General features: G+C 70.2%; 22 protein-coding genes, 1 tRNA gene and 1 pseudogene. 11 read left to right on the top strand and 13 right to left on the bottom strand.

Annotation, left to right across the window (positions count from 1 at the left end):
• Positions 1-286: 286 nt before the first annotated feature.
• Complete coding sequence (locus WYO_RS05820) at positions 287-1,780, bottom strand: LTA synthase family protein (protein WP_007560158.1); 1,494 nt, start codon at positions 1,778-1,780, stop codon at positions 287-289.
• A 215-nt stretch (positions 1,781-1,995) separates the two neighbouring features.
• Positions 1,996-3,492: a capsular polysaccharide biosynthesis protein gene (locus WYO_RS05815; RefSeq protein ID WP_007560156.1), complete on the bottom strand. Its 1,497-nt coding sequence runs from the start codon at positions 3,490-3,492 to the stop codon at positions 1,996-1,998.
• 336 nt (positions 3,493-3,828) lie between these two features.
• Between WYO_RS05815 and WYO_RS05810 the strand changes: the two genes are divergently transcribed.
• From WYO_RS05810 to WYO_RS05795, 4 genes are all read left to right on the top strand, one after another.
• Positions 3,829-5,136, top strand: a complete 1,308-nt coding sequence (locus WYO_RS05810) for a capsular biosynthesis protein (protein ID WP_007560154.1) — start codon at positions 3,829-3,831, stop codon at positions 5,134-5,136.
• 121 nt (positions 5,137-5,257) lie between these two features.
• The gene (locus WYO_RS05805; RefSeq protein ID WP_007560152.1) at positions 5,258-6,025 is read left to right on the top strand and encodes an SDR family NAD(P)-dependent oxidoreductase; all 768 of its coding nucleotides are present in this window, start codon (positions 5,258-5,260) and stop codon (positions 6,023-6,025) included.
• A complete protein-coding gene (locus tag WYO_RS05800) occupies positions 6,025-6,885 on the top strand; it encodes a formyltransferase family protein (protein WP_007560150.1) in 861 nt (286 codons plus the stop codon). The genes WYO_RS05805 and WYO_RS05800 overlap by 1 nt, the downstream gene beginning before the upstream one ends.
• Positions 6,886-6,951: 66 nt before the next feature.
• Positions 6,952-7,362 (top strand): hypothetical protein, encoded by a 411-nt coding sequence (locus WYO_RS05795; RefSeq protein WP_007560148.1) that lies wholly within the window; start codon positions 6,952-6,954, stop codon positions 7,360-7,362.
• Here WYO_RS05795 and WYO_RS05790 read toward each other — a convergent pair.
• The 5 genes from WYO_RS05790 to WYO_RS05770 form a co-directional block, all read right to left on the bottom strand.
• Entirely contained in the window at positions 7,346-8,746 is a 1,401-nt protein-coding gene (locus tag WYO_RS05790) for an amino acid permease (protein WP_039902359.1), read from the bottom strand. The genes WYO_RS05795 and WYO_RS05790 overlap by 17 nt on opposite strands.
• Positions 8,747-8,817: 71 nt before the next feature.
• On the bottom strand, positions 8,818-10,284 hold the full coding sequence (locus WYO_RS05785; protein ID WP_007560143.1) for a methyl-accepting chemotaxis protein: 1,467 nt from the start codon (positions 10,282-10,284) through the stop codon (positions 8,818-8,820).
• Positions 10,284-10,583: a hypothetical protein gene (locus tag WYO_RS28925; protein WP_039902333.1), complete on the bottom strand. Its 300-nt coding sequence runs from the start codon at positions 10,581-10,583 to the stop codon at positions 10,284-10,286. Before WYO_RS28925 ends, WYO_RS05785 begins: the two co-directional genes overlap by 1 nt.
• 427 nt (positions 10,584-11,010) lie before the next feature.
• Positions 11,011-11,631, bottom strand: coding sequence for a hypothetical protein (locus tag WYO_RS05775; RefSeq protein WP_007560140.1), 621 nt, complete (start codon positions 11,629-11,631; stop codon positions 11,011-11,013).
• A complete protein-coding gene (locus tag WYO_RS05770) occupies positions 11,628-13,637 on the bottom strand; it encodes a hypothetical protein (RefSeq protein WP_007560138.1) in 2,010 nt (669 codons plus the stop codon). Before WYO_RS05770 ends, WYO_RS05775 begins: the two co-directional genes overlap by 4 nt.
• Before the next feature lie 258 nt (positions 13,638-13,895).
• Between WYO_RS05770 and rpsO the strand changes: the two genes are divergently transcribed.
• The 3 genes from rpsO to WYO_RS05755 all read left to right on the top strand — a co-directional run bounded on the left by rpsO (position 13,896) and on the right by WYO_RS05755 (position 17,094).
• Positions 13,896-14,165, top strand: a complete 270-nt coding sequence (gene rpsO, locus WYO_RS05765; RefSeq protein ID WP_007560136.1) for a 30S ribosomal protein S15 — start codon at positions 13,896-13,898, stop codon at positions 14,163-14,165.
• A gap of 208 nt (positions 14,166-14,373) precedes the next feature.
• Complete coding sequence (gene pnp / locus WYO_RS05760) at positions 14,374-16,596, top strand: polyribonucleotide nucleotidyltransferase (RefSeq protein ID WP_007560134.1); 2,223 nt, start codon at positions 14,374-14,376, stop codon at positions 16,594-16,596.
• Between the two features lie 276 nt (positions 16,597-16,872).
• Positions 16,873-17,094: a YgaP-like transmembrane domain gene (locus WYO_RS05755; protein WP_007560132.1), complete on the top strand. Its 222-nt coding sequence runs from the start codon at positions 16,873-16,875 to the stop codon at positions 17,092-17,094.
• 88 nt (positions 17,095-17,182) lie between these two features.
• Here the strand turns inward: WYO_RS05755 and WYO_RS05750 are convergent, their stop codons facing one another.
• Complete coding sequence (locus WYO_RS05750) at positions 17,183-17,446, bottom strand: GlsB/YeaQ/YmgE family stress response membrane protein (protein WP_007560130.1); 264 nt, start codon at positions 17,444-17,446, stop codon at positions 17,183-17,185.
• A gap of 180 nt (positions 17,447-17,626) precedes the next feature.
• On the opposite strand from WYO_RS05750, the gene WYO_RS05745 reads away from it, so the two are divergent.
• Both WYO_RS05745 and WYO_RS05740 read left to right on the top strand, forming a co-directional pair.
• Complete coding sequence (locus tag WYO_RS05745) at positions 17,627-17,983, top strand: RidA family protein (protein ID WP_007560128.1); 357 nt, start codon at positions 17,627-17,629, stop codon at positions 17,981-17,983.
• A 104-nt stretch (positions 17,984-18,087) separates the two neighbouring features.
• Positions 18,088-19,164, top strand: coding sequence for a polyamine ABC transporter substrate-binding protein (locus WYO_RS05740; protein WP_039902331.1), 1,077 nt, complete (start codon positions 18,088-18,090; stop codon positions 19,162-19,164).
• Between the two features lie 43 nt (positions 19,165-19,207).
• Here the strand turns inward: WYO_RS05740 and WYO_RS05735 are convergent, their stop codons facing one another.
• From WYO_RS05735 to WYO_RS05725, 3 genes are all read right to left on the bottom strand, one after another.
• On the bottom strand, positions 19,208-19,618 hold the full coding sequence (locus WYO_RS05735; protein WP_007560125.1) for a DUF3597 domain-containing protein: 411 nt from the start codon (positions 19,616-19,618) through the stop codon (positions 19,208-19,210).
• 608 nt (positions 19,619-20,226) lie between these two features.
• Positions 20,227-20,550, bottom strand: coding sequence for a hypothetical protein (locus tag WYO_RS05730; protein ID WP_007560123.1), 324 nt, complete (start codon positions 20,548-20,550; stop codon positions 20,227-20,229).
• Between the two features lie 27 nt (positions 20,551-20,577).
• A complete protein-coding gene (locus tag WYO_RS05725) occupies positions 20,578-22,428 on the bottom strand; it encodes a DEAD/DEAH box helicase family protein (RefSeq protein WP_081496935.1) in 1,851 nt (616 codons plus the stop codon).
• Between the two features lie 254 nt (positions 22,429-22,682).
• Between WYO_RS05725 and WYO_RS05720 the strand changes: the two genes are divergently transcribed.
• Positions 22,683-22,766 (top strand) — tRNA-Tyr (locus tag WYO_RS05720).
• Between the two features lie 53 nt (positions 22,767-22,819).
• Here the strand turns inward: WYO_RS05720 and ruvC are convergent.
• Positions 22,820-23,443, bottom strand: a complete 624-nt coding sequence (gene ruvC, locus WYO_RS05715) for a crossover junction endodeoxyribonuclease RuvC (RefSeq protein ID WP_007560121.1) — start codon at positions 23,441-23,443, stop codon at positions 22,820-22,822.
• A gap of 131 nt (positions 23,444-23,574) precedes the next feature.
• Here ruvC and WYO_RS28920 point away from each other — a divergent pair.
• A pseudogene (locus WYO_RS28920) lies at positions 23,575-24,149 on the top strand (peroxidase-related enzyme).
• A 7-nt stretch (positions 24,150-24,156) separates the two neighbouring features.
• Here the strand turns inward: WYO_RS28920 and WYO_RS05705 are convergent.
• Positions 24,157-24,477, bottom strand: a complete 321-nt coding sequence (locus tag WYO_RS05705) for a YnfA family protein (protein WP_007560118.1) — start codon at positions 24,475-24,477, stop codon at positions 24,157-24,159.
• Positions 24,478-24,619 lie beyond the last annotated feature (142 nt).

Genomic DNA, 24,619 nt, shown 5'->3' with positions numbered 1-24,619 from the left:
CGCGGGCAGATACGTGCAGCCGCCGATGGACCCTGCCGCAAGGGCGGCTGTCAGCGCAGTGAGCGCCGTCTTACGCAGCATCACAGAGACTTCTCCTCGCCGGCCTCCACACCATCGCTGGCTCGGACCGGGACATCCATGGTGACCGCCAAACGCTGCGATGGCTTTAACGGCCGCGTCAAACCTGCGGGCCCCTCGCGGAACCCGCGTCTCGGACAGGGTTGCTATCCGTTCGCAATGCGACACCAGCGTGGCACGGCCAAGCTCGGTGCGGTCAAGCTTAACCTTATCGCGTCCGTACCGGAATGTCTGCAAGTGTACGGGCCAGGGCGGAGCGCAGATCGCGTCCCAGGGCGTCGGCGGTGATGTCCAGGCGGCGCGGCGTGACCGGGGGAATGCCGAACCGGAACACCGCGTAATCTGTCGCTTGATCGCCGAAGCCCGGCTTGCAGGTCGGCAACGACGGTGCGTGATCGCCGAACACGCAGAGGGTGATGGTCTGGCCGCGTTCACGGGCCAGCGCGTCGAGCCCGGCCACGAGGTTCTCGACCATGCGCCCGGTATTGACGACGTGGTGGAGGTACTGCGCCTCCGGGGCGTCGATCCCGGGCAGCCGCCCGGGTTTCCACGGCCCGTGATTCTCCATCGTGACGCAGAACAGGAACAGCGGCGTGCGCCGCGCCCGGACCTCGTCGAGCAGGCGCTCGCCCAGGGCCACGTCGCCGACATAGGGGCCGACCCGGGGCGCGGCCGTGAACGTCTCGCCCATCACCAGATCGGCGAAGCCGAAGGCCTGCATCACCTTCGCCCGGCGGAAGAAATCCCTGTGGAACGGGTGCAGGAACAGGGTCCCGTAGCCCCGGCTGCCCGCCAGCCGGGCGAGGCTGGTCGGCTCGTCGCCGCTGCGGGACGTGTAGGGATCGTACCGGCCGAAGCCGAGGCTGTCGGAGGGCCGGCCGGTGAGCACGGCGTGCTCGCTGCGCATCGTGTAGGCGCCGTGCGCCGGAACCCGCAGCCGGCCGTATTGGATGGCCCGGGTGCGGAACAGTTCCATCGCCGGCAGTGCCGGGCCACCGAGTCGCTCGGGATCGATGAACGACTCGAGCTGGATCACCACGACCACGTCGTCGCCCGGGCCGGAGGGCAGCGTCGGCACCTCCGGAACCGGAGCGCTGCCGGCCAGCGCCCGGGCCGTATAGCCGAGCAGGCTCGCCGGCAGGCCGACTCGCGCGACATCCGCCTCGAGGTCGGGCTCGGGGAACCAGCGCGCGATCAGCTTCGCCAGGGGCGGCCGGGAGGCCGCGCGGAACAGCAGCCAGAGCGCCAGGGGCAAGCCGAGCATCGCCGCGACGCGCGGGACCGGCGCGTCCGGCAGGACGCTCGGCTCGGTCCGGTACCAGATCACCGTCGCGATCAGGGTCAGGATCACGGGGATCGAGATCCGCGGATCCCAGACGGGCGGGATGTAATAGAGCTGCGGATGGCGCGGCACCTGCGGCAGCAGGACGAAATCGCTGAACAGGAGGGGCTCGCCGATCACCGAGCGCTTTGCCCGGCTGACATAGATCAGCGCCGCCACCGAGACGACGCAGGTCAGGGCCGCCAGCCAGGGCCGCCACGAGAAGGCGAACCAGAACAGCAGGATCAGCAGATAGCCCAGCAACCGCAGGGCGAGGTCGCGCGGGGCCAGGCTCGCCCGGGTGAGCGAATCGCCAACGAAGACCTCAAAGGCGAGGCAGATGGCGAGCGTCAGGCTGGCGGCGATGAGGAACGTCGTCACGATACGGGAACTCGGTGAGATGCGCGCGTGCCAGGGGTCGCCAGGGGATGCGGACCGGCCCGGAAAACGATGCGAAAACAGGGGCTTCGGAGGACTTTTCGGAGCGCGGATTTCGGGCCCGTCACGTCGCCGCCGACGGCGACACGAACGACCTCTATCCCCCTGCTCGTGTGCAGATATCCCGAGAAGCTGGATGCCACGATTGCGCCCCCGCCCTAGCGCGGCCCGGCCTCACGGCCGACGCCGCGGCGGTTGCGCAGCGCCCGCACGATCGGATTGAACAGGCCGTAGCGCATCCGCATGACGAGATGGGCGGTGCGGCCGATCGAGAGCGCGTTGCGCGGGGCGGCCTCCCGGGCGGCACTGAGCCGGTCAAGGAGCTGCTCGGGGCTGCACGGCTTCATCGCCACGGGATCGAGGTAGCGCGAATAGAGGATCATCGCGCCGGCCACCAACTCGTCCAGGGTCAGCGTGCGGCCGCGGTCGGCCCCCGGTGCCAGATCCTCCGACAGGCCCCAGCCGGAGTAGAATGGCCGGCCATGGGCTGCCACGCTGAGCCCGCGGATCAGCGCCTCGAAGCCCGCGAGCGACGTCATGGTCTCGACGTGATGCACCCGGTCGAGCAGGTCGACGATGCTGATCCCCGCCACGATCCGGTCGGCCAGGGTCAGGGCCTCGGCCTCCGGGATGATGCCGGGCCGGAACCCCGCCTCGACATCGGGATGGGGCTTGTAGAGCAGGAAGGCGTCGGGGTTGCGCCGGCGGGCGGCCTCCAGCAGCGCGCGGTTCGAGCGGACCAGCGGCGAGCCGTGCTGCACCGAGGCGTCGTCCTCGACCTGCCCCGGCACCAGCACGATCCGCCGACCGGCCGGCCAGTCGAGGGCGGCGGCGTCGAGGCCGACATTGTATTTGCTCAGGCGGCGCGCCACGACCTCCTCGCGCAGGCGCTTGGCCCGGCTCACCAGCTCGGGCGGGAAATCCGCCTCGGCCAGCAGGCGCTGCAGGCGGCTCTCCCGGCGCGGGTCGTAGTAGATGCCCAGGTCGTCGACCACGATGGAGGCGCCGGGCTGCAGGCTCGCCCCGAGGCCCACCGAGCGCAGGAAACCGTCCTCCACCCGGGCAAGCGGCAGACCGGCCTGCCTGCAGGCCTCTTCGAGCTTGCCCGGCGCGCGGGTCGCCCAGGCGAGGATCCGGCCGTGATGACGCTTGCCCGCCTCGACCGCGGCCTCCGCCGTCATGGTGTGGACCGGGCGCCCGGCCGGTCCGGTGCCGAGCACGTCGAGGGCGGGCCGCTTCCAGCGCGACATGCCGACATAGACGACGCGCCGGTCGTTCTCGGCAAACCGTGCCGCGAGCCAGGCGACGTGCTCGGTGCAGGCCTCGCGGCCGATCGGCTGGCGGGTCCAGGGATCGAAGTAGTGGATGCCGCCCTCCCCGCCGAACGGTTTGCCGTCGAGGCTGAGCCGCAGGGACGCGAACCCGGTCTCGGGCTGGTCGTACGGGCTCAGCAGCGGGCCCGGCGCGACGACGAGCCGGCGGCGGCCCCCGAGCGCGAGCATCCGGTCCGGCAGGCTCTTCGCCCCCCAGACGGCGCCGACCGCGCTCGGCCGTACCTGGGCGAAGGCGAGACCCGTCGCAGCCTCGATCTCCGCCCGCAGGCGGCGGATCGTCCGGCCGGTCGCGTAGAGCGCCGGGGTCGGTTCAAGGGACATGATGGGGCGTCCAGCTCCGGTCGTCTCGATCGTTCGGGCCGCCTAGTAGCGCATTTTACCCGGCATGGGATGGCCGGCCGAATGGGGACAAGCGTGGCAGATCCATCAAAGCGTCACGGCGTGGAAAGGATTTGGACATATCGTCGCCGTGATTGCCCCCACAATCCAGGCGGTGGCCGCGAAACTGCGACCGTTGCAGACGGGCCACGCCGGAGCGGAAACGCCACCCTGCGACGCGGCCTCGGATTGCCGGGCCGCGATGCTGCGTGCCACCTCTGGTCATTCTTTCCGGTCCGGCTCCGTCCGGCCGAGGGTCAAGGATAGAAGCGCCGCGGAATGCAAAAGACCGCCCCCGACGCCCTCCGCGACCGTCCTGCAACCTTTCTGTTCCTGCAGGGCATCGCCTCTCCGTTCTTCTCCGACCTCGGCAAGGCCCTGCGCGCGCGGGGCCACGAGGTGCGGCGCATCAACCTCTGCCCGGGTGACTGGCTGTTCTGGAACGGGAAGGCCGACAATTACCGCGGTCGCCGCGAGGCCTGGGGCACCTATCTCGAATCGTATCTCGACCGCGAAGCCGTCACCGACATCGTCCTGTTCGGCGATTGCCGGCCGTTCCACCGGGCGGCCCGGATGATCGCGGAGGTCCGGGGCCTGCGCGTCCACGTCTTCGAGGAAGGCTACATCCGGCCCAACTGGATCACCTGCGAGCTCGGCGGGGTGAACGGCTTCTCGTCGCTGCCGCGCACGGCGGACGAGGTCCGCGCCCTGGCGCGGCGCCTGCCCCAGCCCGGCCGGGCGATGCCGTCCACCGGCGACATGGCCCGCCGCAGCGTCTGGGACGTGAGCTACAACGTCGCCAACATCGCGTTTCCCTATCTCTTCCCGCACTTCCGCAGCCACCGGCCGACCCATATCGCGGCCGAATACGCGGGCTGGATCAAGAAGTTCACCCGCCGCTCCCATACCCGCCGCGAGGCGGCGCGCTGCGACGAAATCTATCGCGCGGTCGGCTGCGACTACTTCCTGCTGCCGCTCCAGCTCGACAGCGACTACCAGATCCGGGTGCACTCGCCGTTCCTGGGCGTCGAAGGCTTCATGGACCGGGTGATCAAGTCCTTCGCGGACGCGTCCTCGGCGCCGACCCGGCTGCTGGTGAAGCTGCATCCGCTGGACAGCGGGCTGATCAACTGGCGCAAGTTCGCCCGCGCCTCGGCCCGGCGCCACGGCGTCAGCGACCGGCTCGACTTCATCGACGGCGGCGATCTGCCCTCCCTGATCAAGGGCGCCCGCGGCGTCGTCATCGTGAACTCGACGGTGGGCATGCTGTCCCTGGAGATGGGCCGCCCGACCCACGCGGTCGGGACCGCGATCTACAACATGGCCGGCCTGACCCATCAGGGCGACCTCGACAGCTTCTGGACGAACCCGACCGCGCCCGACATGGGGCTGATGGCCGATTTCCGGCGCGTCGTGCTGCACCGGACGCAGGTCAACGGCGGCTTCTTCTCCAAGGGGGCGATCGATCGGGCGGTGGCCGGCTCGGTGCCGCGGATGGAATCCGCCCTGCCCGATTCGATGCTGGCCGCCGCGCGGACGATCCGCGAGGGCCGCGAGGGCGACGGGCAACTCGCGCCCGTCTATTGAAGCGGAACGGGAAACGGGCGGGTTTTCGCCGAGCGTTTCCGGGTCGAGCCGAACTTTTAAGTCACCGGTGAGCGCTTCCCGGTCTTGATCTTTGCGTGCTGCACGGCGTAGCACCCGCGTCATGCCCCGCATTCTGATCACTGGCGCGTCGAGCGGTATCGGCGCTGCGCTCGCACGCCATTACGCGCGTGCCGACGCGAGCCTCATCCTCATCGGACGCAATGTCGACCGCCTCGAAGCCGTAGCCCGGGATTGCCGGGCCAGCGGCGCCACCGTCGAGGCGGTGCGCCTCGACACCCGGGACCGGGCCGCCGCGATCGACCTGATCCACAAAGCCGACGCGGCCCAGCCGCTGGACCTCGTCATCGCCAACGCTGCGGTGAACGGCGGCAACCAGAAGGGCGAGGTGGAGCCGGAGGCGACGGCGTTCGAGACCGCCGACATCAACTATACCGGCTCGCTCAACATCGTGCTCCCGACCCTGACCCTGATGCTCCAGCGCGGGCGCGGGCAGATCGTGCTGATGTCCTCGCTGGCCGCCTACGCGCCGCTTCAGGATGCCCCGGCCTATAGCGGTGCCAAGGCCGCCCTGGTCGCCCACGGGCTGGCCCTGCGCCAGAAGGTCGGGCCGCGCGGCGTGAAGGTCAACGTCGTGGCCCCGGGCTACGTGAAGACCCCGATGGGCGGCGAGTTGAAGGGCTGGCGCCCCCTGGAGATGAGCGCCGAGGAAGCGGCCCAGCACATCGTCAAGGGTATCGCGAAGGATCGCGACGTGGTCGCCTTCCCGCTGGTCCTGGCCGCACTGGCGCGCACCGTGCTGCTCCTGCCGGAGAGCGTCCGCCGGGCGAGCCTCTACGCGTTCCGGTTCCAGCGTCGGCCGCGCCGCTGATGGCCCGCGCCCGGATCGCCCTCTTCGTCCTGGAGGCGCTGCCCAATGCGCGGGTGGTGCGCCGGTTCGTCGCCGATCACCGGGCCGACATCGCCTTCGTCGGGCTCTCGAACGCGGAGCGGCCGTCGAGCGGCGGCCTGACCGGGCAGATCCGCAAGCATCTCGCGCGCTCCGGCGCCGGGATCCTGCCCTATCTCGCGGTGAATTTCGGGCTGCCGGACCTGCTGCGCCCGCTGGCGCCCCTGACCCAGGCTGTGGCCGGCAGCGCCGACGCGCCGGACGCGACGCCGCTCAAGACACTGTGCCGGCGCCTCGGTATCCCGACCCTGACGGTCGACGACGTCAACGGCCCCGAGGTCGCGCAACGATTGCGCGAGACCGCCCCCGACCTGATCCTGACCTATCATTTCGACCAGATCTTGAAGGCCGAGACCATCGGGCTGGCGCGGCTGGGCGGCATCAACGGCCATCCCGGGCTGCTGCCGCGCCATCGCGGCCCGGTTCCGACGATCCATGCGCTCGCCGACGGGCCCGGCAGCTTCGGCATGACCCTGCACCGTCTCGCCGCCACGATCGATACCGGGGCGATCCTTGCCCAGGAGGCCGTGCCGCTCCCGGCCGACACCACGGCCACGCGGGCGGCCGTGGCGCTCCACGCCCATGGGCGCGGCATGCTCGACCGGCTGCTCGACGCGATCGCCCGCACGGACCGGATGCCTGAAGGGCGGACCACGGAAGTCCTGCCCTATTGCCCATTCCCGGACCGTGCGCTGCTGGCCTCCCTACGCCGCAGGGGCCTGCGGCTCACCGACGGGCGGGACCTGCGCGAGGCGGTAAGCCTCTCGGGACGAGCCGCTTAACCGGGCGTTAAGGCTGTTGCACAGAGGATCGTGCGGCCCCTCTCCGTGCCGCCCGAGCCAACCCGCATGCCGGATACCAGCCCCCTCAAGGCGGCCACGGACGCGCTGGCCCACGGCCGTCGGATCCAGAGCGGCCGGATCCGGGCGATCTCCGAGAACATCGCGAACGCCGATTCGGCCCCGGCCGATCCGAGCGGGACGCCCTACACCCGGAAGATCGCGGTGTTCCAGCCGGTCGACGTCGACAGGGCGCGCGAGCCGGTGGGCCGCATCCTGCGCGACAGCAGCGACTTCCGCCGGCGCTACGATCCGTCCAACGCGGCCGCCGACCGGCAGGGCTATGTCCGCCTGCCGAACGTCAACGTCGCCCTGGAATCGGCCGACCTGCAGCGCGTGATCCGGAACTACGAGCTGAACCTCAGTGCCGAGGCCTCGATCGATTCGGTGAGCCGGGCGACGCTCAACCTGCTCGGCTGAGCCGGGCGTTGCGCCTGCCGTAGCCGGCATAGATTGCCAGCCCGATCACCAGCCAGACCGCGAGCCGGATCCAGGTGTCGGCCGGCAGCGAGGCCATCAGGATCAGGCAGGACAGGATGCCGAGCACGGCCATCGGCGCCGCCGCCGGCACGCGGAACGGGCGGGGCCGGTCGGGCTGCGTCCGGCGCAGGATCAGCACGAGGGCGCAGACCAGGCAGAACGCCAGCAACGTCCCGATGCTGACGAGCTCGCCCAGGATATCGATCGGCACCAGCCCGGCCACCGCCGCGGTGAACAGCCCGATCACCACCTGGCTCGTCACCGGGGCCCGCGTGGCCGGATCGACCCGGCAGAACAGGCGCGGCAGCAGCCCGTCCCGGGCCATGGCGAAGAAGATCCGGCCCTGGCCGTAGAGCGCCGTGAGCGCCGAGGTGGTCAGCCCGATGAGGGCGCCGAGCTTGATCACGATGGCGAGGCTGGGCAGCGCCAGGCGGTCGATCGCCTTGGCGATCGGGTCCGCGACGTCCAGCTCCCGATAGGGCACGAGGCCGGTCAGCACCGCCGCCACCGCCACGTACAGGATGGCGCTGATCGCGAGCGAGCCGATCAGCCCGATCGGCGCGTCGCGCTGGGGCGCCCGGCACTCGCCCGCCGCGGTCGCGACCGTCTCGAAGCCGATGAAGGCGAAGAACACCACGGCGGCTCCGCGGAACACGCCGCTCCATCCGTAGCTGCCGAACGCACCGGCATTGTCCGGCACGAACGGGTGCCACAGGGCCGGCTGCAGATGGACCACGCCGACACCCACGAAGGCGAGGATGATCGCGACCTTGCAGGCCACCAGGAGCCCATTGATCAGCGAGGCGTCCCGGGTCGAGCGGGTCAGCAGCGCGGTCAGCATCAGCACGATGCCGGCCGCCGGCAGGTTCACGAGGCCCCCGTCCCCCGGCGCCCCCGACAGCGCCGCCGGCAGCTTCAAGCCGAAATCCGCCGCGAGCGACTGCGCGTAGCCGGACCAGCCGACCGCGACGGTTGCCGCCGCCATGGCGAATTCGAGCACGAGGTCCCAACCGATGATCCAGGCCGGGAGCAGGCCGAGGCAGGCCCGCGTGTAGGTGTAGGTCGAGCCGGCCTCGGGGATCATGGCGGCCAGTTCGGCGTAGCACAGGCCGACGAAGCCGCAGGCGATGCCGCCGATCAGGAAGGAGAGGCTGATCGCCGGACCGGCATATTGTGCCGCGGCGGTCCCGGTCAGGACGAAGACGCCCGCGCCGATCGTGGCGCCGAGCCCGATCGCCACGAGGCCCGGAGCGGTGAGGCTGCGGGCGAGGCTGGAATGCCCGGCCGTCGGGTTCTCGATCGGGCCTAGGGCGGTGTCGGGTATGTCGAGGCTCACGGTCTTCGGTCACCGGATGTGTCGGATGGGAACCCGGTCAGCAAGTTCCGAGCCGGGCCTCAGGCGGCGCGCACGGAAGCCAGGAAGCGCCCGACCTCCCTGCGCAGGTCCGCGAACTCTTTCGACAGGTCGGAGACCGACGCAAGCACGCGGCCGGCCTCGGAGCCCGTGACCTGCACGTCGCCCGCCACATCCGTGAGCGTGGCGGTGATGGCGCTCGTGTCGGTGGCGGCCTCCGAGACGTTCCGCAGGATCTCCCGCGTGGCCACGCCCTGCTGCTCGACCGCCGCGGTCATCGCGGTGGCGAGGCCGCTCATGTCGCGGATCCGGACGGTGATGCCGTCCACCGCCGCGACCGCCTGCCCGGTGGAGCTCTGGATGCGGTTGACCTGCGCGGCGATCTCCTGCGTGGCCTGCGCCGTCTGATCCGCGAGTTCCTTGACCTCGGCGGCGACCACCGCGAAGCCGCGGCCCGCCTCCCCGGCCCGGGCCGCCTCGATCGTGGCGTTGAGGGCGAGCAGGTTGGTCTGGGCGGCGATCGACGAGATCAGCGCGACCACGTCGCCGATGCGTTCGGCCGCCGTGCGCAGCTCGGTGACGAGCGGCGTCGCCGCGGCGGCCTGGTCGGCCGCCTCGCGGGCCATCCCGGCCGACACGTCGACCTGCCGGCCGATCTCGCCGATCGTCGAGCCCAGCTCCGCGGCCGCCGCCGCGGCGTTCTGCACCTTGCCGGCGGCACCGCCGGCGGCGGCCGTCACCGCGATGGACCGGTCCGCCGTGGCATTCGCCGTCGAGGCCATGCTGGCTGCCGTCGCCTCGACGGCGTCGGCCGCTGTGGCGACGTGATCGAGGATGCTGCCGATCGTCTCCTCGAAGGTGCGGGCGAGCTGCGCGGTCCCGGACTTGCGCGCGGCCTCGAGCGCGGACCGGGTCGAGGCGGCCTCGCGCTCCAGCTCCATGGCCCGGGCGAGCTGCGCCTGCGCGTGGGCCTCGGACGAGGCGAGGGCCCGGAAGGAGTCCTCCACGGTCCGGCAGACCCAGAGCAGGATGCCGGTCTCGACCAGCACGATCGCCGCGTGAAGGATCACGCGGCCGAGATCGCCCGCCCCGCCGGGAAAGATCAGGGCCGGCATCGCGAGATCGAGGGCGAGGTGATGCACGGCCGTGGCCGCTGCCGCCGCCAGGATCACGCGCCAGTCGCACCAGCCGGCCAGCATCGCCAGGCAGGCGAAGAAGTACATGTGCAGGTCGATCTGCCAGGGATGGCCCGCGAAGGCGACCAGCAGGAGCGCTGCCATGCCCACGAGGGCCACGCCGCTCACGATTCGGGTTGCCGCGCTCGCCGGGTCGCGCAACCACAGGGCCGTCGTGACGCCCGCGAGGCAGATGGCGCCGACCACCGGCCCCAGAGCCGGAAACGCCGACGTCAGCACGGCTTCGGCCGCGCCGATCAGCGCGACATGTGCCCAGAGGAGCGGGATCAGGAAGCGGCCGAACCGGCGCTGAAGGGTTTCGAGATGGTTCATCAGGGCAGATTCCCGGCCGTGTCCGCGGCGGTGGTCAACGAAGACGGTGAGGGTGCGGACGGTCCGCATCCCTCGGCGAGGCTGCCATCGAGGACGAGACGGGCGCCCGCGGCGTAGAGACGGCGCGCGAAGCCCGCCCGGTCCGAACGCGCCAGCAGGACGTTGTCCGAGCCGCCGCGGTTCAGGACGGTCCCGCCCGCCTTCGCGATGATCCGGACGGCATCGGTTGTGTCGGCGCCGGGCGGTGCGACAACCGCCACCACCTCCGATTGGGGCAGCGCCAGCACGGCCAGCGGCACCAGCAGGCCGGCCAGGCAGCCGAGCGCTCCGACCCCCCATTCGACCGCGGCGCGACGAGAGGGGCGTGGATGACCAGGGCGTGCAGGCATCACCGGAAAGGCGTAGGGTTCGGCATCGGGCGCAACCTTTCGGCGATCAAGTCTAAAGAAAGTGTTGCGCGGACATATAGAGCGCTATCCTCCGTGGCCAGTGGTGTCGCTCAGCGATTGCCCACCAATCCCAGCATAAAATCGTTGTTCGAACGGGCGGAATTTCGCAGGAATGACATACGATGACTCTTGAATTATTTCGATTGATTCTCGGAAATGGCCGTGTGGGCAACTTAATCAGATTTTGGACGTAATGTTTGATATTGAAATGAGAGACCGAGATTTATAAATTTCAATGATCGCAGTAGTCTGATGAAAATCCAGCTCTCTGTTGTGTTCAAGGCGGGGTGATCTTCGCGGTCCGCGGTTCGGCCTCCACCATTCGCTTGTCGGTGCGGAAGAGTCTGGCCACTAGGCCCGAGAATTTCATGAACGCGCGGCCCTGCGGGGTGATGACGTAGCCGTCCCCCGCCGGGGCGACGTTCCCCGAGGCGGTCTGCTCCGCCAGACGGCGCTCGATCTGGTGGAACTCCCCCAGATAGACCGACTCGAACACCGCCCGCGCCCGCTCGGCGCTGAAGCGTTCCTCGGGCCGGGCCGCCATCTGGCCGAGCAGGAACACGCTGATCGAGCGGTCGACCGTGACGGGGAAGATCACGAAGACGCTGAGGTTCAGGGCGAGCGACAGCACGCAGGCGCCGAGGGCGTCCCGGCGCCGCAGGCCCCAGGCGCGGCCGAGCCCGGCCAGGAGCACCGTCGCCGCACCGGTCAGCAGGAAGGCGACGATCAGAAGGATCAGGCCGCGGTAGAACAGGATCGTCACGCCGGACCAGAGATCCGTCTGGAACAGCAGCACGAAACAGGCGAGCCCGATGAGCAGGGCGCCGGCATGCAGCGCGGTCTGGGCCGCGAGCCAGCGCAGGGCCTGCCCCAGGCGCGCCTGGGCGGTCGAAGTCATCGAGCCCCTCCACCGAGATCGTCGACCGCCAGGATCCGGACGAGCGGCGAGGCATAGAGCGGTCGGCCGTGCCACACCCAGGAATCCGGGTTTGCCCAGGGGGCGTCCTGCGCGGTGACGACCAGCGTGTCGATGCCGGCGGCGGTGGCCCGGCGGCGCACATCGTCCCCGTCGAGCGCATCGCGGAAGATCGGCTCGACCTGCGCGAGCCGCTCCGCGACGGCCGCCTGCGAGGCGCCGAACAAACGCGCCTCCCGATCGGCCACCCCGACCGGCTGGCCTCCGTAGAGACCGAAATCGAACACGCGCGGCGCGCCGGGCGCGTGCTGCAGCACCCGAGTCCGGGGCAGATGCGTGCCGGCCCAGGTATAGGCCGTCCGCAGGGCGCGATCGATGTCGGGGCGGCCGTTGAGAAAGGCGAAGCTCGGGACGCCGGAAGCGGGATAGGCCCGCATCCCGGCAAAGCCGTAGAGGGTCGTGGCGTAGCCGAGCAGGAGCAGCGCCGCGATCAGGCCGGGAAGACGGAGCCGTTCTCCTGCGACCCGGATCAGGGCCGCCACGGTCCAGACCAGAGTCGCGACCTGCGCCAGCAGGACCACACGCCAGCCCAGGTCGTTGTAGAGGATCGCGGAGCGTAGGAAGCCCCCGATCAGCAGGGAGGTGACCGCTACGATGGTCAGCAGCCGTCCGGCTTCCCGGGCGTGCGCCTCGCGCCGGGGAACGATCCGCCAGAACAGGAACGCGCCTGCGGCGAAGACCCCGAAGGCCAGGTAGTAGTTGAGCGGCAGCAGGATCAGGCGGAGCAGGGTCAGGACCCAGCTGTCCGCCATGCCCTCGATCGGGCCGAAGCTCCGGACCGCGAACACGATCGCCTGCCCGGCCTCGCTCCGGCTTGCCAGGAGCCCGGACAGGTACGGCGCGGCCAGGAGGGCGGCGACGAGCCCGGACGCGACGAGCCGGCCGGCCTCGCGCCAGCGGCGCTCGATCGCGAGCAGGGCAAGCCAGGTCCCGGCCGCCGCGACCGTGCCCAGGCAGACCCAGACCGACAGGCCCGCGCAGGCCGCGAACGCGGTGCCCGCCATGATCACTGTCGCGCCGGGGGCGCGACGCTGCCCGTCCGCGGCCTCGGCCAGCGCCAGGAGCCCCAGCCAGCCCGCGATGGCGCCGGCGACATGGTGCGGAACCCAGACCTGGGAGCCCGGCCAGTTGAGCACCTGCTCGTTCAGCCATTCCGGCATCGGGATCCAGAGCCCGGTCTCGATCCGGTTGCGGACGACCAGCAGGATGTCGAGCCCGCCCGCCGGGAGCAGCAGGAGGGTCGCCAGCCGTACCCGGCGCCGGGAGGTCTCGCGCACCAGCCCGGTGGCGGCGAGCAGCCGGTCCAGCAGGCCGAGTAACCCGATCCCGGTCCAGAACGCCATCCCGGCGAAGGCGGTGCGCCCATCGACCAGCGCCCCGCCCGCCCAGTCGACGAGCGCGCAGAGCGTGTAGAAGAAGTAGTAATAGCCGGCCCGCTCGGGGCGGGCGAAGAACGGGTCCAGGGGCGGCAGGCCCGCCTCGACGATCGTTCGGGTCAGGCTCGCATGCTTGACGAGGTCGATCACGGTCACCGGCTGGTACAGGCCCGTTCCGGTATCGATGTCGATCAGCGCGTAGGCGACGATCCCGAGCCAGAGCAGCATCAGCGCCAGCGGGCCTGCCGCCGTCGCAAGGTCGATCCGGCTCCGGCACGCCCGGACCGCCGGGGCCAGTCCCGCCAGCCCGAGCCCGACATTCGCCAGCACGGCGACCGGGATGCCCGCAGCCTGGACCAGCAGGCTGTCGAGGATCGGCAGCAGGCCGAGGCCGAGCGTCGCGGCACAGAGCAGGCGGTCTCCGGTCCCGAGGGCGCGGAACCCCAGGATCCCGGTCAGGCTGCCCACGGCGTAGCCCGGCAACAGGATGAGGGGGACGCCGAGCAGCGTCGCCACCAGGACGCCGCACGCGTCGGTGAGGCTCGCGTTCATCGCCGGACCACCCTTCGTGCGGGTTCCGGCTAGCACACGGGTGTTAACCCTTCCGCGGCGCGGCCCTCCGGGCCCGGGGCTGGCGTATCCGGCGGTTTCGTGTATGGATCGCGCAGCCTCGGCCCGGGTTACCGGGCGGGGCTTGAGCCGCTTGGCGCTGTGACCGTGCTGGACGACATCCCGGCACCGGCCGAACGCCGAGCTCGAGCGCCCCGACCAGGGCGCCGCATCCGACCAGCACAACCCGAAAGGCATGCGATGTCGATCACGGCAGAGCGCAAGACCGCGCTCATCAAGGAACACCGCAAGGACGCCAAGGACACCGGGTCCCCCGAGGTCCAGGTCGCGATCCTCACCGAGCGGATCACCAACCTGACCGGCCACTTCAAGACCCACGGCAAGGACAACCATTCCCGCCGGGGCCTGCTGAAGATGGTCTCGCAGCGCCGCTCGCTGCTCGACTACGTGAAGCGCAAGGACGAGGCCCGCTACCGCGCCCTCATCGAGCGTCTCGGCATCCGCCGCTAAGATCCACCACGCGCGGTTCCGAGCCCGGCTCGGGACCGCGTTCGACACTCTCGGGCTGCCGGAATGGGTCCGGCCGCCCGAAAAACGGGTCGCTTCGAGGCGCCAGCGTCGGGGCAGGATCGCGGGACACTTCATCGAGCGAAGTGTCCCGCCGTCTTGCCCCCGACGGCGCCGGGCCTGGCCCGCCGAAGGCAAGGAAGAGATAAGAATGTTCGACGTTCAACGCGAAGAGCTGATGTGGGGCGACCGCAAGCTCGTCCTCGAGACCGGCAAGGTCGCCCGCCAGGCTGACGGCGCGGTTCTGGCCACCTACGGCGAGACCTCGGTCCTCGCCACCGTGGTCGCCACCAAGGAGCCGAAGCCCGGCATCGACTTCCTGCCGCTCACCGTGAACTACCAGGAGCGCGCCTACGCCGCCGGCCGCATCCCGGGCGGCTACTTCAAGCGCGAGGGCCGTCCCTCCGAGAAGGAGACCCTGGTCTCCCGCCTGATCGATCGCCCGATCCGTCCGCTCTTCGTGAACGGCTGGCGCAACGACACCCAGGTCGTCGTCACCGTCCTGACCCACGACCTCGAGAACGATCCGGACATCGTGTCGATGGTCGCGGCCTCCGCCGCCCTCACCCTCTCGGGCGTGCCGTTCATGGGCCCGATCGGCGCGGCGCGCGTCGGCTACGTCAACGGCGGCTACAAGCTGAACCCGCTGGTCACCGAGACCAAGGAGGAGTCGAGCCTCGACCTCGTCGTCGCCGGCACCCAGGACGCCGTGCTGATGGTCGAGTCGGAGGCCAAGGAGCTCTCCGAGGACGTGATGCTCGGCGCCGTGATGTTCGGCCACAAGCACTTCCAGCCGGTCATCGAGGCGATCATCCGCCTGGCCGAGAAGGCCGCCAAGGAGCCGCGCGACTTCCAGGCTCCCGAGAACGCCGACGTCGAGAAGGCGGTCCTCGAGATCTGCGAGACCGAGCTGCGCGCCGCCTACACCAAGACGGTCAAGCAGGAGCGTTACGCCGCCGTCGACGCCGTGAAGGCGAAGGTGATGGCCGCCCTCTGCCCCGAGGGGACTGAGAAATACCCGGCCGAGAAGGTCAAGGCCGCGTTCAAGGAGGCGCAGTCGAAGGTCGTGCGCTGGAACGTGCTCGACACCGGCTCGCGCATCGACGGCCGCGACCTGAAGACGGTCCGTCCGATCATCTCCGAGGTCGGCGTGCTGCCCCGCGCCCACGGTTCGTCGCTGTTCACCCGCGGCGAGACCCAGGCCCTCGTGGTCGCCACCCTCGGCACCGGCGAGGACGAGCAGTTCATCGACTCGCTCGACGGCACCTACAAGGAGCGCTTCCTGCTCCACTACAACTTCCCTCCCTATTCGGTCGGCGAGACCGGCCGCATGGGCTCCCCGGGCCGCCGCGAGATCGGCCACGGCAAGCTCGCCTGGCGGGCGATCCGGCCGGTTCTGCCGCCGGCGCACGAGTTCCCGTACACGATCCGCATCGTGTCCGAGATCACCGAGTCCAATGGCTCGTCCTCGATGGCCTCGGTCTGCGGCGGCTCGCTGTCGCTGATGGATGCCGGTGTGCCCCTGCGCCGTCCGGTGGCCGGCATCGCCATGGGCCTCATCCTCGAGGGTGAGCGCTTCGCGGTCCTGTCCGACATCCTGGGCGACGAGGATCACCTCGGCGACATGGACTTCAAGGTGGCCGGCACGGACGAGGGCGTGACCTCGCTCCAGATGGACATCAAGATCGCCGGCATCACCGAGGAGATCATGCGGGTCGCCCTCGACCAGGCGAAGGACGGGCGCGCCCACATCCTGAGCGAGATGTCCAAGGCGCTCACCGCCGCCCGTCCGGAGCTCGGCGAGTACGCGCCGCGCATCGAGACGATGCAGATCCCGACCGACAAGATCCGCGACGTGATCGGCACCGGCGGCAAGGTGATCCGCGAGATCGTCGAGAAGACCGGCGCCAAGATCAACATCGAGGATACCGGCATCGTGAAGATCGCCTCGGCCGACGGCAAGGCGATCAAGGCGGCCTATAACTGGATCCGCTCGATCGTCGCCGAGCCCGAGACCGGCATGATCTACGACGGCACGATCGTGAAGTGCATGGAGTTCGGCGCCTTCGTGAACTTCTTCGGCGCCAAGGACGGTCTCGTCCACATCTCGGAGCTCGCCGCTCAGCGGGTCGCCAAGGTGACGGACGTCGTCAAGGAAGGCGACAAGGTCAAGGTGAAGTTCCTCGGTCAGGACGACCGCGGCAAGATCCGCCTGTCCATGCGCGTCGTCGACCAGCAGACCGGCGAGGACATCACCGAGAAGGTGAAGGCCGAGCGCGATTCCACCCGCAGCGACCGGGACGGCGAGCCCCGGCGCGAGGACAATGGCGGCCGCCACCGTGGCGAGCGCCGCCGCGAATCCGCCGGCGAGTGATCGTTCCGGCTTTCCCGCGCGGGCTTCGGCCGGTGCGGGTTTGAGGTGAGAGGCGCGGTCCTTCGGGGCCGCGCCTTTTTCGTGCGCCGGGTTCGACGGCGTGGAGCGAGAGCTTCGGCGTGCACCCGTTCGGCCGGTCTCAGTCGGTTGCGACTGCGCAGCACGGGACGTCAGGCGGGTCGCCTGCGCGGCCTGCACGCCTCCACCGTGCGGGACGGTTGGAACGCCCGCCCCGCGCCCGCGTTCGCACCGCGACCTCACAGCGGGAAAGCATTCATGGCCAACGAAATGATCCACGACATCTTCAGCGGGCAGCCGAACCTCACCACCACCGAGCGGGCGGTGTCGGTGGCCCTCGGCCTCGGGATCGCCGCCGCGGCCGCGCAACCCCGGCCGAACAAGATCCTCAGCCTGCTGGCGCTCGTCGTCGGCGTCGGCCTGGCGGTGCGCGGCGCCACCGGCCACTGCGCCGTGAAGGCGGCGGCCGATCACCTCTGAGGGATCGGCCGCTTCGGCCGGCCTTCAACCCATAAAAAAAGGGGCGCCCCGCGGGGCGCCCCTTCGCGTTCCGGTTGCCGGAACCGGATCAGATTGTCGTACGGCGACGGCCGGCGATCATGCCGTAGATGAAGAGCACCACGACGGCGCCCACGACCGCGCCGATGAATCCTGCGCCCTGGTTGGGTCCGTACCAGCCGACGGCCTGGCCGATGAAGGTCGCCACGAAGGCGCCGACGATGCCCAGGATGGTCGTCAGGATGAAGCCCGACGGCTCATTCGGTCCGGGCATCAGGAACTTGGCGATGATTCCGGCGAGGAACCCGATGATGATGGTCCAGAGAATACCCATGACGAACCCCAAGGCGTGACAAGCGATGCCGTGTGAACGCACGGTGGCCGGCCACGGTTGCTCGCAACTGCACACGAGGGGGCGAATTTTCCTGCGGTTCCCGCGGCGCGTCGGCGCGCGGCCCTTTACGGCTGCCCCGGCGCCACGGCAGATACCGGCTTTCATCGGCCGGAGACTGGAATGAGCATCGAACGGATTGAACCGGGATCGCGGATGTCGCAGGGCGCGATCCACGGCGACACGATCTACCTCGCCGGCCAGGTGGCGTCCGATCCGGTCGGCACCGGGGTCACGGCGCAGACCCAGAACATCCTCGAGCAGATCGACCGGCTGCTCGCCGGAGCGGGCAGCGACAAGGATCACATCCTGTCGGCCACCATCTATCTGGCCGATATCGGGCACTTCGCCGAGATGAACGCGGCCTGGGATGCCTGGGTGTCCAAGGAGCACCCGCCGGTGCGCGCCACCGTCGAGGCGCGGCTGTGCGATCCGCAATATCTGGTCGAGATCGTGATCGTCGCCGCGAGGCAGGCATGAGCGGGGCCGGGACGGGCCGGGTCGAACGATCGGTCCGGCGCCCCGTCCCGGGCCGGCGCCGGTCCGCGTCGCGCGCGGGGGCCGGCTTTTCGCTGATCACGGGAATGCTGCTGGCCGCGCTCCTGAGCCTGGCTCCGCCCGCCCGGGCCGCTGAGGAGCGGGTCGTCAACATCTACAACTGGTCGGACTATATCGACCCGAAGGTGCTCGACGCCTTCACCCGGGAGACCGGGATCAAGGTCGTATACGACACCTACGACAACAACGAGATCCTGGAGACCAAGCTGCTGGCCGGCCGATCCGGTTACGACATCGTCGTGCCCTCCGGCCCCTACCTGCAGCGGTTGATCCGCGCCGGCGCCTTCCTGCCGCTGGACAAATCCAAGCTGAAGAACCTCGGCAACCTCTGGCCTGAGATTTCCAGTCGGCTCGCCGTGTACGACCCCGGCAACACCTACGCGGTCGACTACATGTGGGGCACGACCGGCATCGGCTACAACGTCGCCGCCGTGCGCGAGCGGCTCGGCGCCAACGCGGCGCTGAATTCCTGGACCGTGGTTCTCAATCCGGCTTCCGCGAACAAGCTCAAGGATTGCGGGATCATGATGCTCGACAGCCCCGAGGATCTGATCCCCAGCATGCTCCCGGTCTTCGGCGCGAAGGCCGATTCCAAGCGCTGGGACGACCTGACCCTCGTGACCGACGCCCTCTACAAGGTGCGCGGCAGCGTGCGGAAGTTCCACGCTTCGGAATACATCCAGGCGCTGGCCAACGGCGATATCTGCGTGGCGGTCGGCTATTCGGGCGACGTTATGCAGGCCAAGCGTCGGGCCGAGGAGGCCAAGAACGGGATCGAGATCGCCTATGTGGTGCCCAAGGAGGGCGCGCTCATGTGGTTCGACACCTTCGCGATCCCGAAGGATGCGGCCCATCCGGCCGAGGCCCTGGCCTTCATCGACTACATGCTGAGGCCCGAGGTGGCGGCGGCCAACACCAACTTTGTGGCCTATGCCAGCGGCAACCTCGCGGCGAAGAAGTTCGTGAAGCCCGAGATCCTGAGCAATCCCGGCATCTACCCGGACGAGGCGACGATGCAGCGCCTGGCGATCAACACCGCCTGGGACGACCGCACCCAGCGCTACGTCACCCGGCTCTGGACCCGGGTCCGCACCGGGCGGTGAACGTGGAAGGCCCGGCGCGATCGTGCGCCGGGCCGTTGGGCACTCAGTTCTTCAGGTCTTCCGGCACCTTGCCGCCGTTCTCGGCGAGCTTCTTCATTACCTGCTTGTGCAGCCAGATGTTCATCGAAGCCGAGTCTTCCTTGTCGCCGGTATAGTGCAGCTCGTCGGCGAGCTGCTTGCGCGACGCCAGGCCCGAATCCAGGCCGACCAGCTTCATCAGGTCGACGATGGAATGGCGCCAATCGAGCTTCTGCGGGGTCTTCTCGGCGAGGCTGGTGAGCACGGCCTCGACGTCCACGGCCTCGCCGCTGCCGCCCGCGCTGCCGGGGGCCGAGGCCGGGCTCGAGCCGGCCGAACCGCTCGAGGAACCCGAGGTGGACGAAGGCGCGGCGTCCGCGGTGCCACCGCCGAACGGGTGGAGGATCTTGCCGACGATGCTGCCGAGGAGGCTCATAGGTCCGCTCCGATAATCAAGGCCCGACCTGCGCGCCGGGCGGGCTGTCAACCGGTTGTCGGCCCGGGCGTTCCGCGATTCGCGCGCCGGCGCGTCGAAACCTAGCCGCGGGCGCCGTACAGCGCGATTCCCAGCAGGGACAGGCCGAGCACAAGACAGATCCCGCTCCACCGTTCGAGGACGGCCACGCGCGCGGGGGCGCGCAGCGAAAGACCCGCCAGACCGACACTGCAGATTAAACAGCTCACACTCATCACGATAACCAGCACGGTCCTTATGATCCGAAATCGACTGAGTCAGCCATAATCTGATTTCGACGCTGTGAGATATCGAAGACCACGTAGCAAACGAAAAATTCACAGGCCTCTCACTGAGGAGGGGCGATTAAGGGAGTCCCGATCCGCATCTCGATTTGCGCGTTCCGGGTGAAATCAATCTTCCCGCGCCCGATCCGACCGTTAACGTGCTTAGTTATTGAGATTTGTCCCGCGTGGCATCGCCCGTTTGACGAATGGAGCCCGGTGCCGTCGCAGCCGGCCGCGGCGGGCGGAGACGAGTCGGCCGGCTTCCGAAGCGGGACCGACCTCCCGGCTACCGGCAATCGGCGCTCAGCCGGCGCGCGACAGGGCGGCGATGAGAGCTGACCGCTCCTCCGCGAGCGAGCCGTGGAACACCGGACGACCGGCACGGTCGTACCAGTAGCGCGCATTGCCGGCATCGCCCTCGATCCGGTGCAGATGGGCATGCACCCAGGCGGCGTCCGGCCCCGATGCGTCCTGGACCAGGGCATGCGCCCGCGCCCAGGTGGCGTCCGCGGATTCGGTCGCATCCCTGGCCAGCCACCAGAGGGCGGCGAGCGGGGCGGGCCAGGCGTGTGGCGGCGCGCTCCCGGTCAGCGTCGCCGCGAAGTCGGACGGCAGGTTCTCGGTCATCGCGCCTTCTCCCTGAACCGCGACGGGTCAGCGTCCGGCCGCGCGCTCCGGCTGCCAGCGGCCGCGGCGCTGGCGGGCGGACCACGCGTAGCGGGCATCGCCGTCGAGGCGGTCGAGATGGTCCGAGAGCCGGTTGCGTTCAAGCCAGGCGAGCGCCGCCTCCAGTTCGGGCAGGGTCATGGTCGCGCGGCCCTTGCCGAGCACCCGCTTGAGCACCGCGTTGTAGCGATGCGCAAGGTTGCCGCCCCGGGGCACCCGCAGCGACGCCTCGTCCTCCACGGCCTGGCTCGCCACCGCCACGGCGAGCCGCTGGCGCAGGGTCCGCTCGGTGACCGACGGCGGCTCCGGCGCCGGCGCCACGGGGGCGGGCTCGGCGAGCCGCGGGCGCAGCAGGGCGTAGCGCAGCCCGATCGCGTTGCTCTCCAGCGGCGTGATCCCGCCGGGATCCTCGTCGCGCCACGGGGTCCGCTCCGGGACGATGGCGCTCGCCGGCCGCTCGCGCTTGGGCCGGACGCTGCTCCCCTGCTCGGTCTCCAGTTCCAGGCGGAACCGGGCGAAGAGCGGGTCGTCCGGATGGAAGACCAGCGCCTGCTGGTTGTCGTAGGGGCCGGCATGCGGATCGACCCTTGTGGCCCGGGCGAGCATCTGCTCGAGCCAGGGGCGGGAGCGGATATGCGTGAGGGCCGCCACCACGGCAACCTCGGGGGCATCGAGCCCCTCATAGGCCATCGCCACCGTCACCAGCACCGCCGGCTCCGCGGTCAGGCGGAACGCCGCCAGGGCCGCGTGGGCGTCGCCCTGGCCCGAGGTCGCCAGCCGGACGTCGCGCTCCCCCTGCTGGGCCGGCATCCAGCTCCGCAGGGTCGTCAGGTAGGTGCGGGCGCTCGCCTGATCCGGGGCCACCACGAGGAGCTTGCCGAGGCCCCGGGCCATCTGGCCGGGGGGCAGGCCAAGTTCGGACCGGCGCCGGGCGCGCAGGCGCTTCGTCGCGAAGAAGGATTCGCTCAGGAGATCCCGGGCGAAGCCGGTGCGCAGGGCCGTGAACAGGGCCGGCCGGGTCGTGACCCGGACCGATCCGGCGCCCAGCCGGTGCGGCCCGACCCGGGGGCTGTCGCCGGCGATCCGCCCGCCTTCGAGCCAGCTCGCCTCGCCGTCGATCGCCCCGAACGTGACCGGCAGCACGGCCCGCTCGGCCAGGGCCTGCGACCGGGAGTAGCCGATCACCGCCAGACCCGGCGCGTCGAGATCGAGCTCCGGGCCGCGGCCGAGCGCCGCCGGCTTGTAGGGCAGGCCGAGGATGCGTCGGCCGTCGGCCCGCTCCAGGGTGCCGGACAGGAACAGGCCGATCTCGGCCGCCTCCATCACCGGCAACATCGCCCGGGACCACGCCCCCGCCTCCGCCTCCTCGGCAGAGGATTCGTCCGCCCCCGGACGCCCCGGGACCGGCAGGTGATGGACCTCGTCGACGACCAGCAGGGTCCGGTGCGCCCGCGCCTCGGCGAGGTGCAGCGCCGGGGCGGCGGCCACCGCTTGATAGGTGGTGACGTAGCCGGCGAGCCCCCGGGCCGGATCGCGCTCGTTGTCGGCGGCCCGCACGCTCAGCGCATGGCCGAAAGCCGCGCGCCAGAGCGGATCGGCGAAGGCTTCCTCGGCCTGGAGGCGCAGGGAATCCCGCGGCACCACCCAGACCACGCGATCGACCCGGCCCGCCGCGATCAGCGTGTGCGCCGCGATCACCGGCAACAGCGACTTGCCGCCGCCCGGCGTCACCGCCGCCAGGATTGTCCGGACATGCGCCGCCTGCCCGCTCGCCATGGCCGCCACGAGGGCCATCAACGTACGCTGGTGGGACCGCAGGGACGGGGCGGGACGGGTCAATGGCCGGCGAAGCAGGGCGACATGCCCGCACCGTGGCCGATCCAGATTCCTTTGTGAATCCCCCGGACCACTGCGGTGTTCGTGTTTCTTTCGCGCAATCGCCGTGATTCGTTCGAATGCGGCGGCACGATTGCCGCATCCGGCGCCCCGAGAAGCCGCCTTCCGACGGTCGCGCCTGCGGATGGCTGCACGAGAAGCGTTGACACCCGGCCAGCCCCTCACCATAAGGGCGCCGCGGGCGACAAACCCGCCTTGGGGGAATGTCCCGAGCGGCAAAGGGGGCGGACTGTAAATCCGCTGCGTAAGCTTCGTAGGTTCGAGTCCTACTTCCCCCACCAAGTTTCCTGCCCCACCAAGTTTCCTGCCCCACCAAATTTCCTGACCGATCCCATCAGCCCTGCTTCGCCAGGGCCGCCTCGATGCGCGCGGCGGCGGCGGCCGAGAACCCCTTCCCAGCGAGCCCCTGGCCCGCGGCGGCCTGCCCGGTGAGAGTGCGGCGCTTGCCCTCCGGCAGATGCGTCTTGCGCAGGGCATGCGCGTCGCGGTGGCTGGCATGGGTGATCGCGATGGCCAGCGCGTCGGCGGCGTCGGCGACCCGGAACTCCGCCTTCGGCAGGAGGAAGCGGACCATCGCCTGGATCTGCACCTTTTCGGCATGACCGGAGCCCGCCACGGTCTTCTTGATCAGGTTGGCGGCGTATTCGAACACCGGCAGCCCGGCATTGGCCGGCACCACGAGCGCCATGGCCCGGGCATGGCCGAGCTTGAGCGTCGCCTGGGCGTCCTTGTTGACGAAGGTCTCCTCCACGGCGACCTCGTCGGGCTTCTGCGCCTCGACGATGCGACCGATCCCCTCGAACAGCTCGCGCAGACGGAGCGCCAGCGGCAGGTCGCCATCCGAGGTGACGACGCCGCAATCGCCGTAGGTCAGCTTGCTGCCCTGCGCGGTGATAAGGCCCCAGCCGGTGCGGCGGAGCCCCGGGTCGATCCCCAGGATGCGGACGATGCTGCTCATGACGCTCCAGGGTTATACTCGGGCTTCGTCGCGGTCCGGAGGCCGGCTGCCCTCGACGATCGGGCCGAGCGTGCCGTACGTATCGTGAACGCCCGGTTTCACCAAGGGACCGGAACCTGGGGAGCCCGACCATGCCCGCGCCAACGCCGATCAGCCGCTTCCCGGTCCCGAAGCTGTCCGAGATGCCCGACGACTTGCGCGCCCGCATCGCCCTCGTGCAGGAGAAGGCGGGCTTCGTGCCCAACATCTTCCTGGCGCTGGCGCACCGTCCGGACGAGTTCCGCGCCTTCATGGCCTATCACGACGCGCTGATGGACCGGCCCGGCGGCCTCACCAAGGCCGAGCGCGAGATGATTGTGGTCGCCACCAGCGCGGCCAACAACTGCCTCTACTGCGTGGTCGCCCATGGCGCGATCCTGCGGGTCCGGGCCAAGAACCCGCTGCTCGCCGACCAGGTCGCCGTCGCCTATACGCCAAGGCCGACATCACCCCGCGCCAGCGCGCGATGCTGGCCTTCGCGCTGAAGGTGGCGAAGGAAGCCCATACCGTCGAGGCCGAGGATCACGCGGTGCTCGCGGGCCACGGCTTCAGCCCGGACGACGTCTGGGACATTGCGGCGATCACCGCCCTGTTCGCCCTCTCGAACCGCCTGGCCAGCGTCGCCGAGCTGCGGCCGAATGACGAGTTCTACACGCTCGGGCGGTGAGGCCGCCTCACCCGCGACGCCCGAGCAGGATGATCGCCGTCCCGGCCAGGCACACCAAACCGCCGGCGAGGTCCCACCGGTCGGGCCGCTGCCCCTCGGCGAGCCACAGCCACAGGATCGAGGCGGCGACGTAGACCCCGCCATAGGCCGCGAAGGCGCGTCCCGCCGCCGGGCTGTCGACCAGGGTCAGCAGGACGGCGAACGCCAGCAGGGATGCGAGGCCCGGAAGCGCCCACCAGGCCGACCGGCCGAGCCGGAGCCAGGCCCAGAACGCGAAGCATCCGGCGATCTCCGCGATCGCGGCACCGGCATAGGCGAGGAGCGTCATCGCGCGAGCTTGGCACGCGGATCGGCGCCGGGCGAGCCACGGAAGATAAACCGGTTGAATATGCATCCTGGGAAGATCTGCCCCGGAAGTGCAAGATGCTCCTGCGCGCAAGATCGGCTAAGACCGATCCCGATCGCCTCCG

Origin of the sequence: Methylobacterium sp. GXF4 (genome assembly GCF_000272495.1) — a bacterium.
In the GTDB taxonomy this organism is placed as follows: domain Bacteria; phylum Pseudomonadota; class Alphaproteobacteria; order Rhizobiales; family Beijerinckiaceae; genus Methylobacterium; species Methylobacterium brachiatum.
Note: the sequence above shows the minus strand (reverse complement) of the source record. Positions and strands in the feature narration are given on the sequence as shown.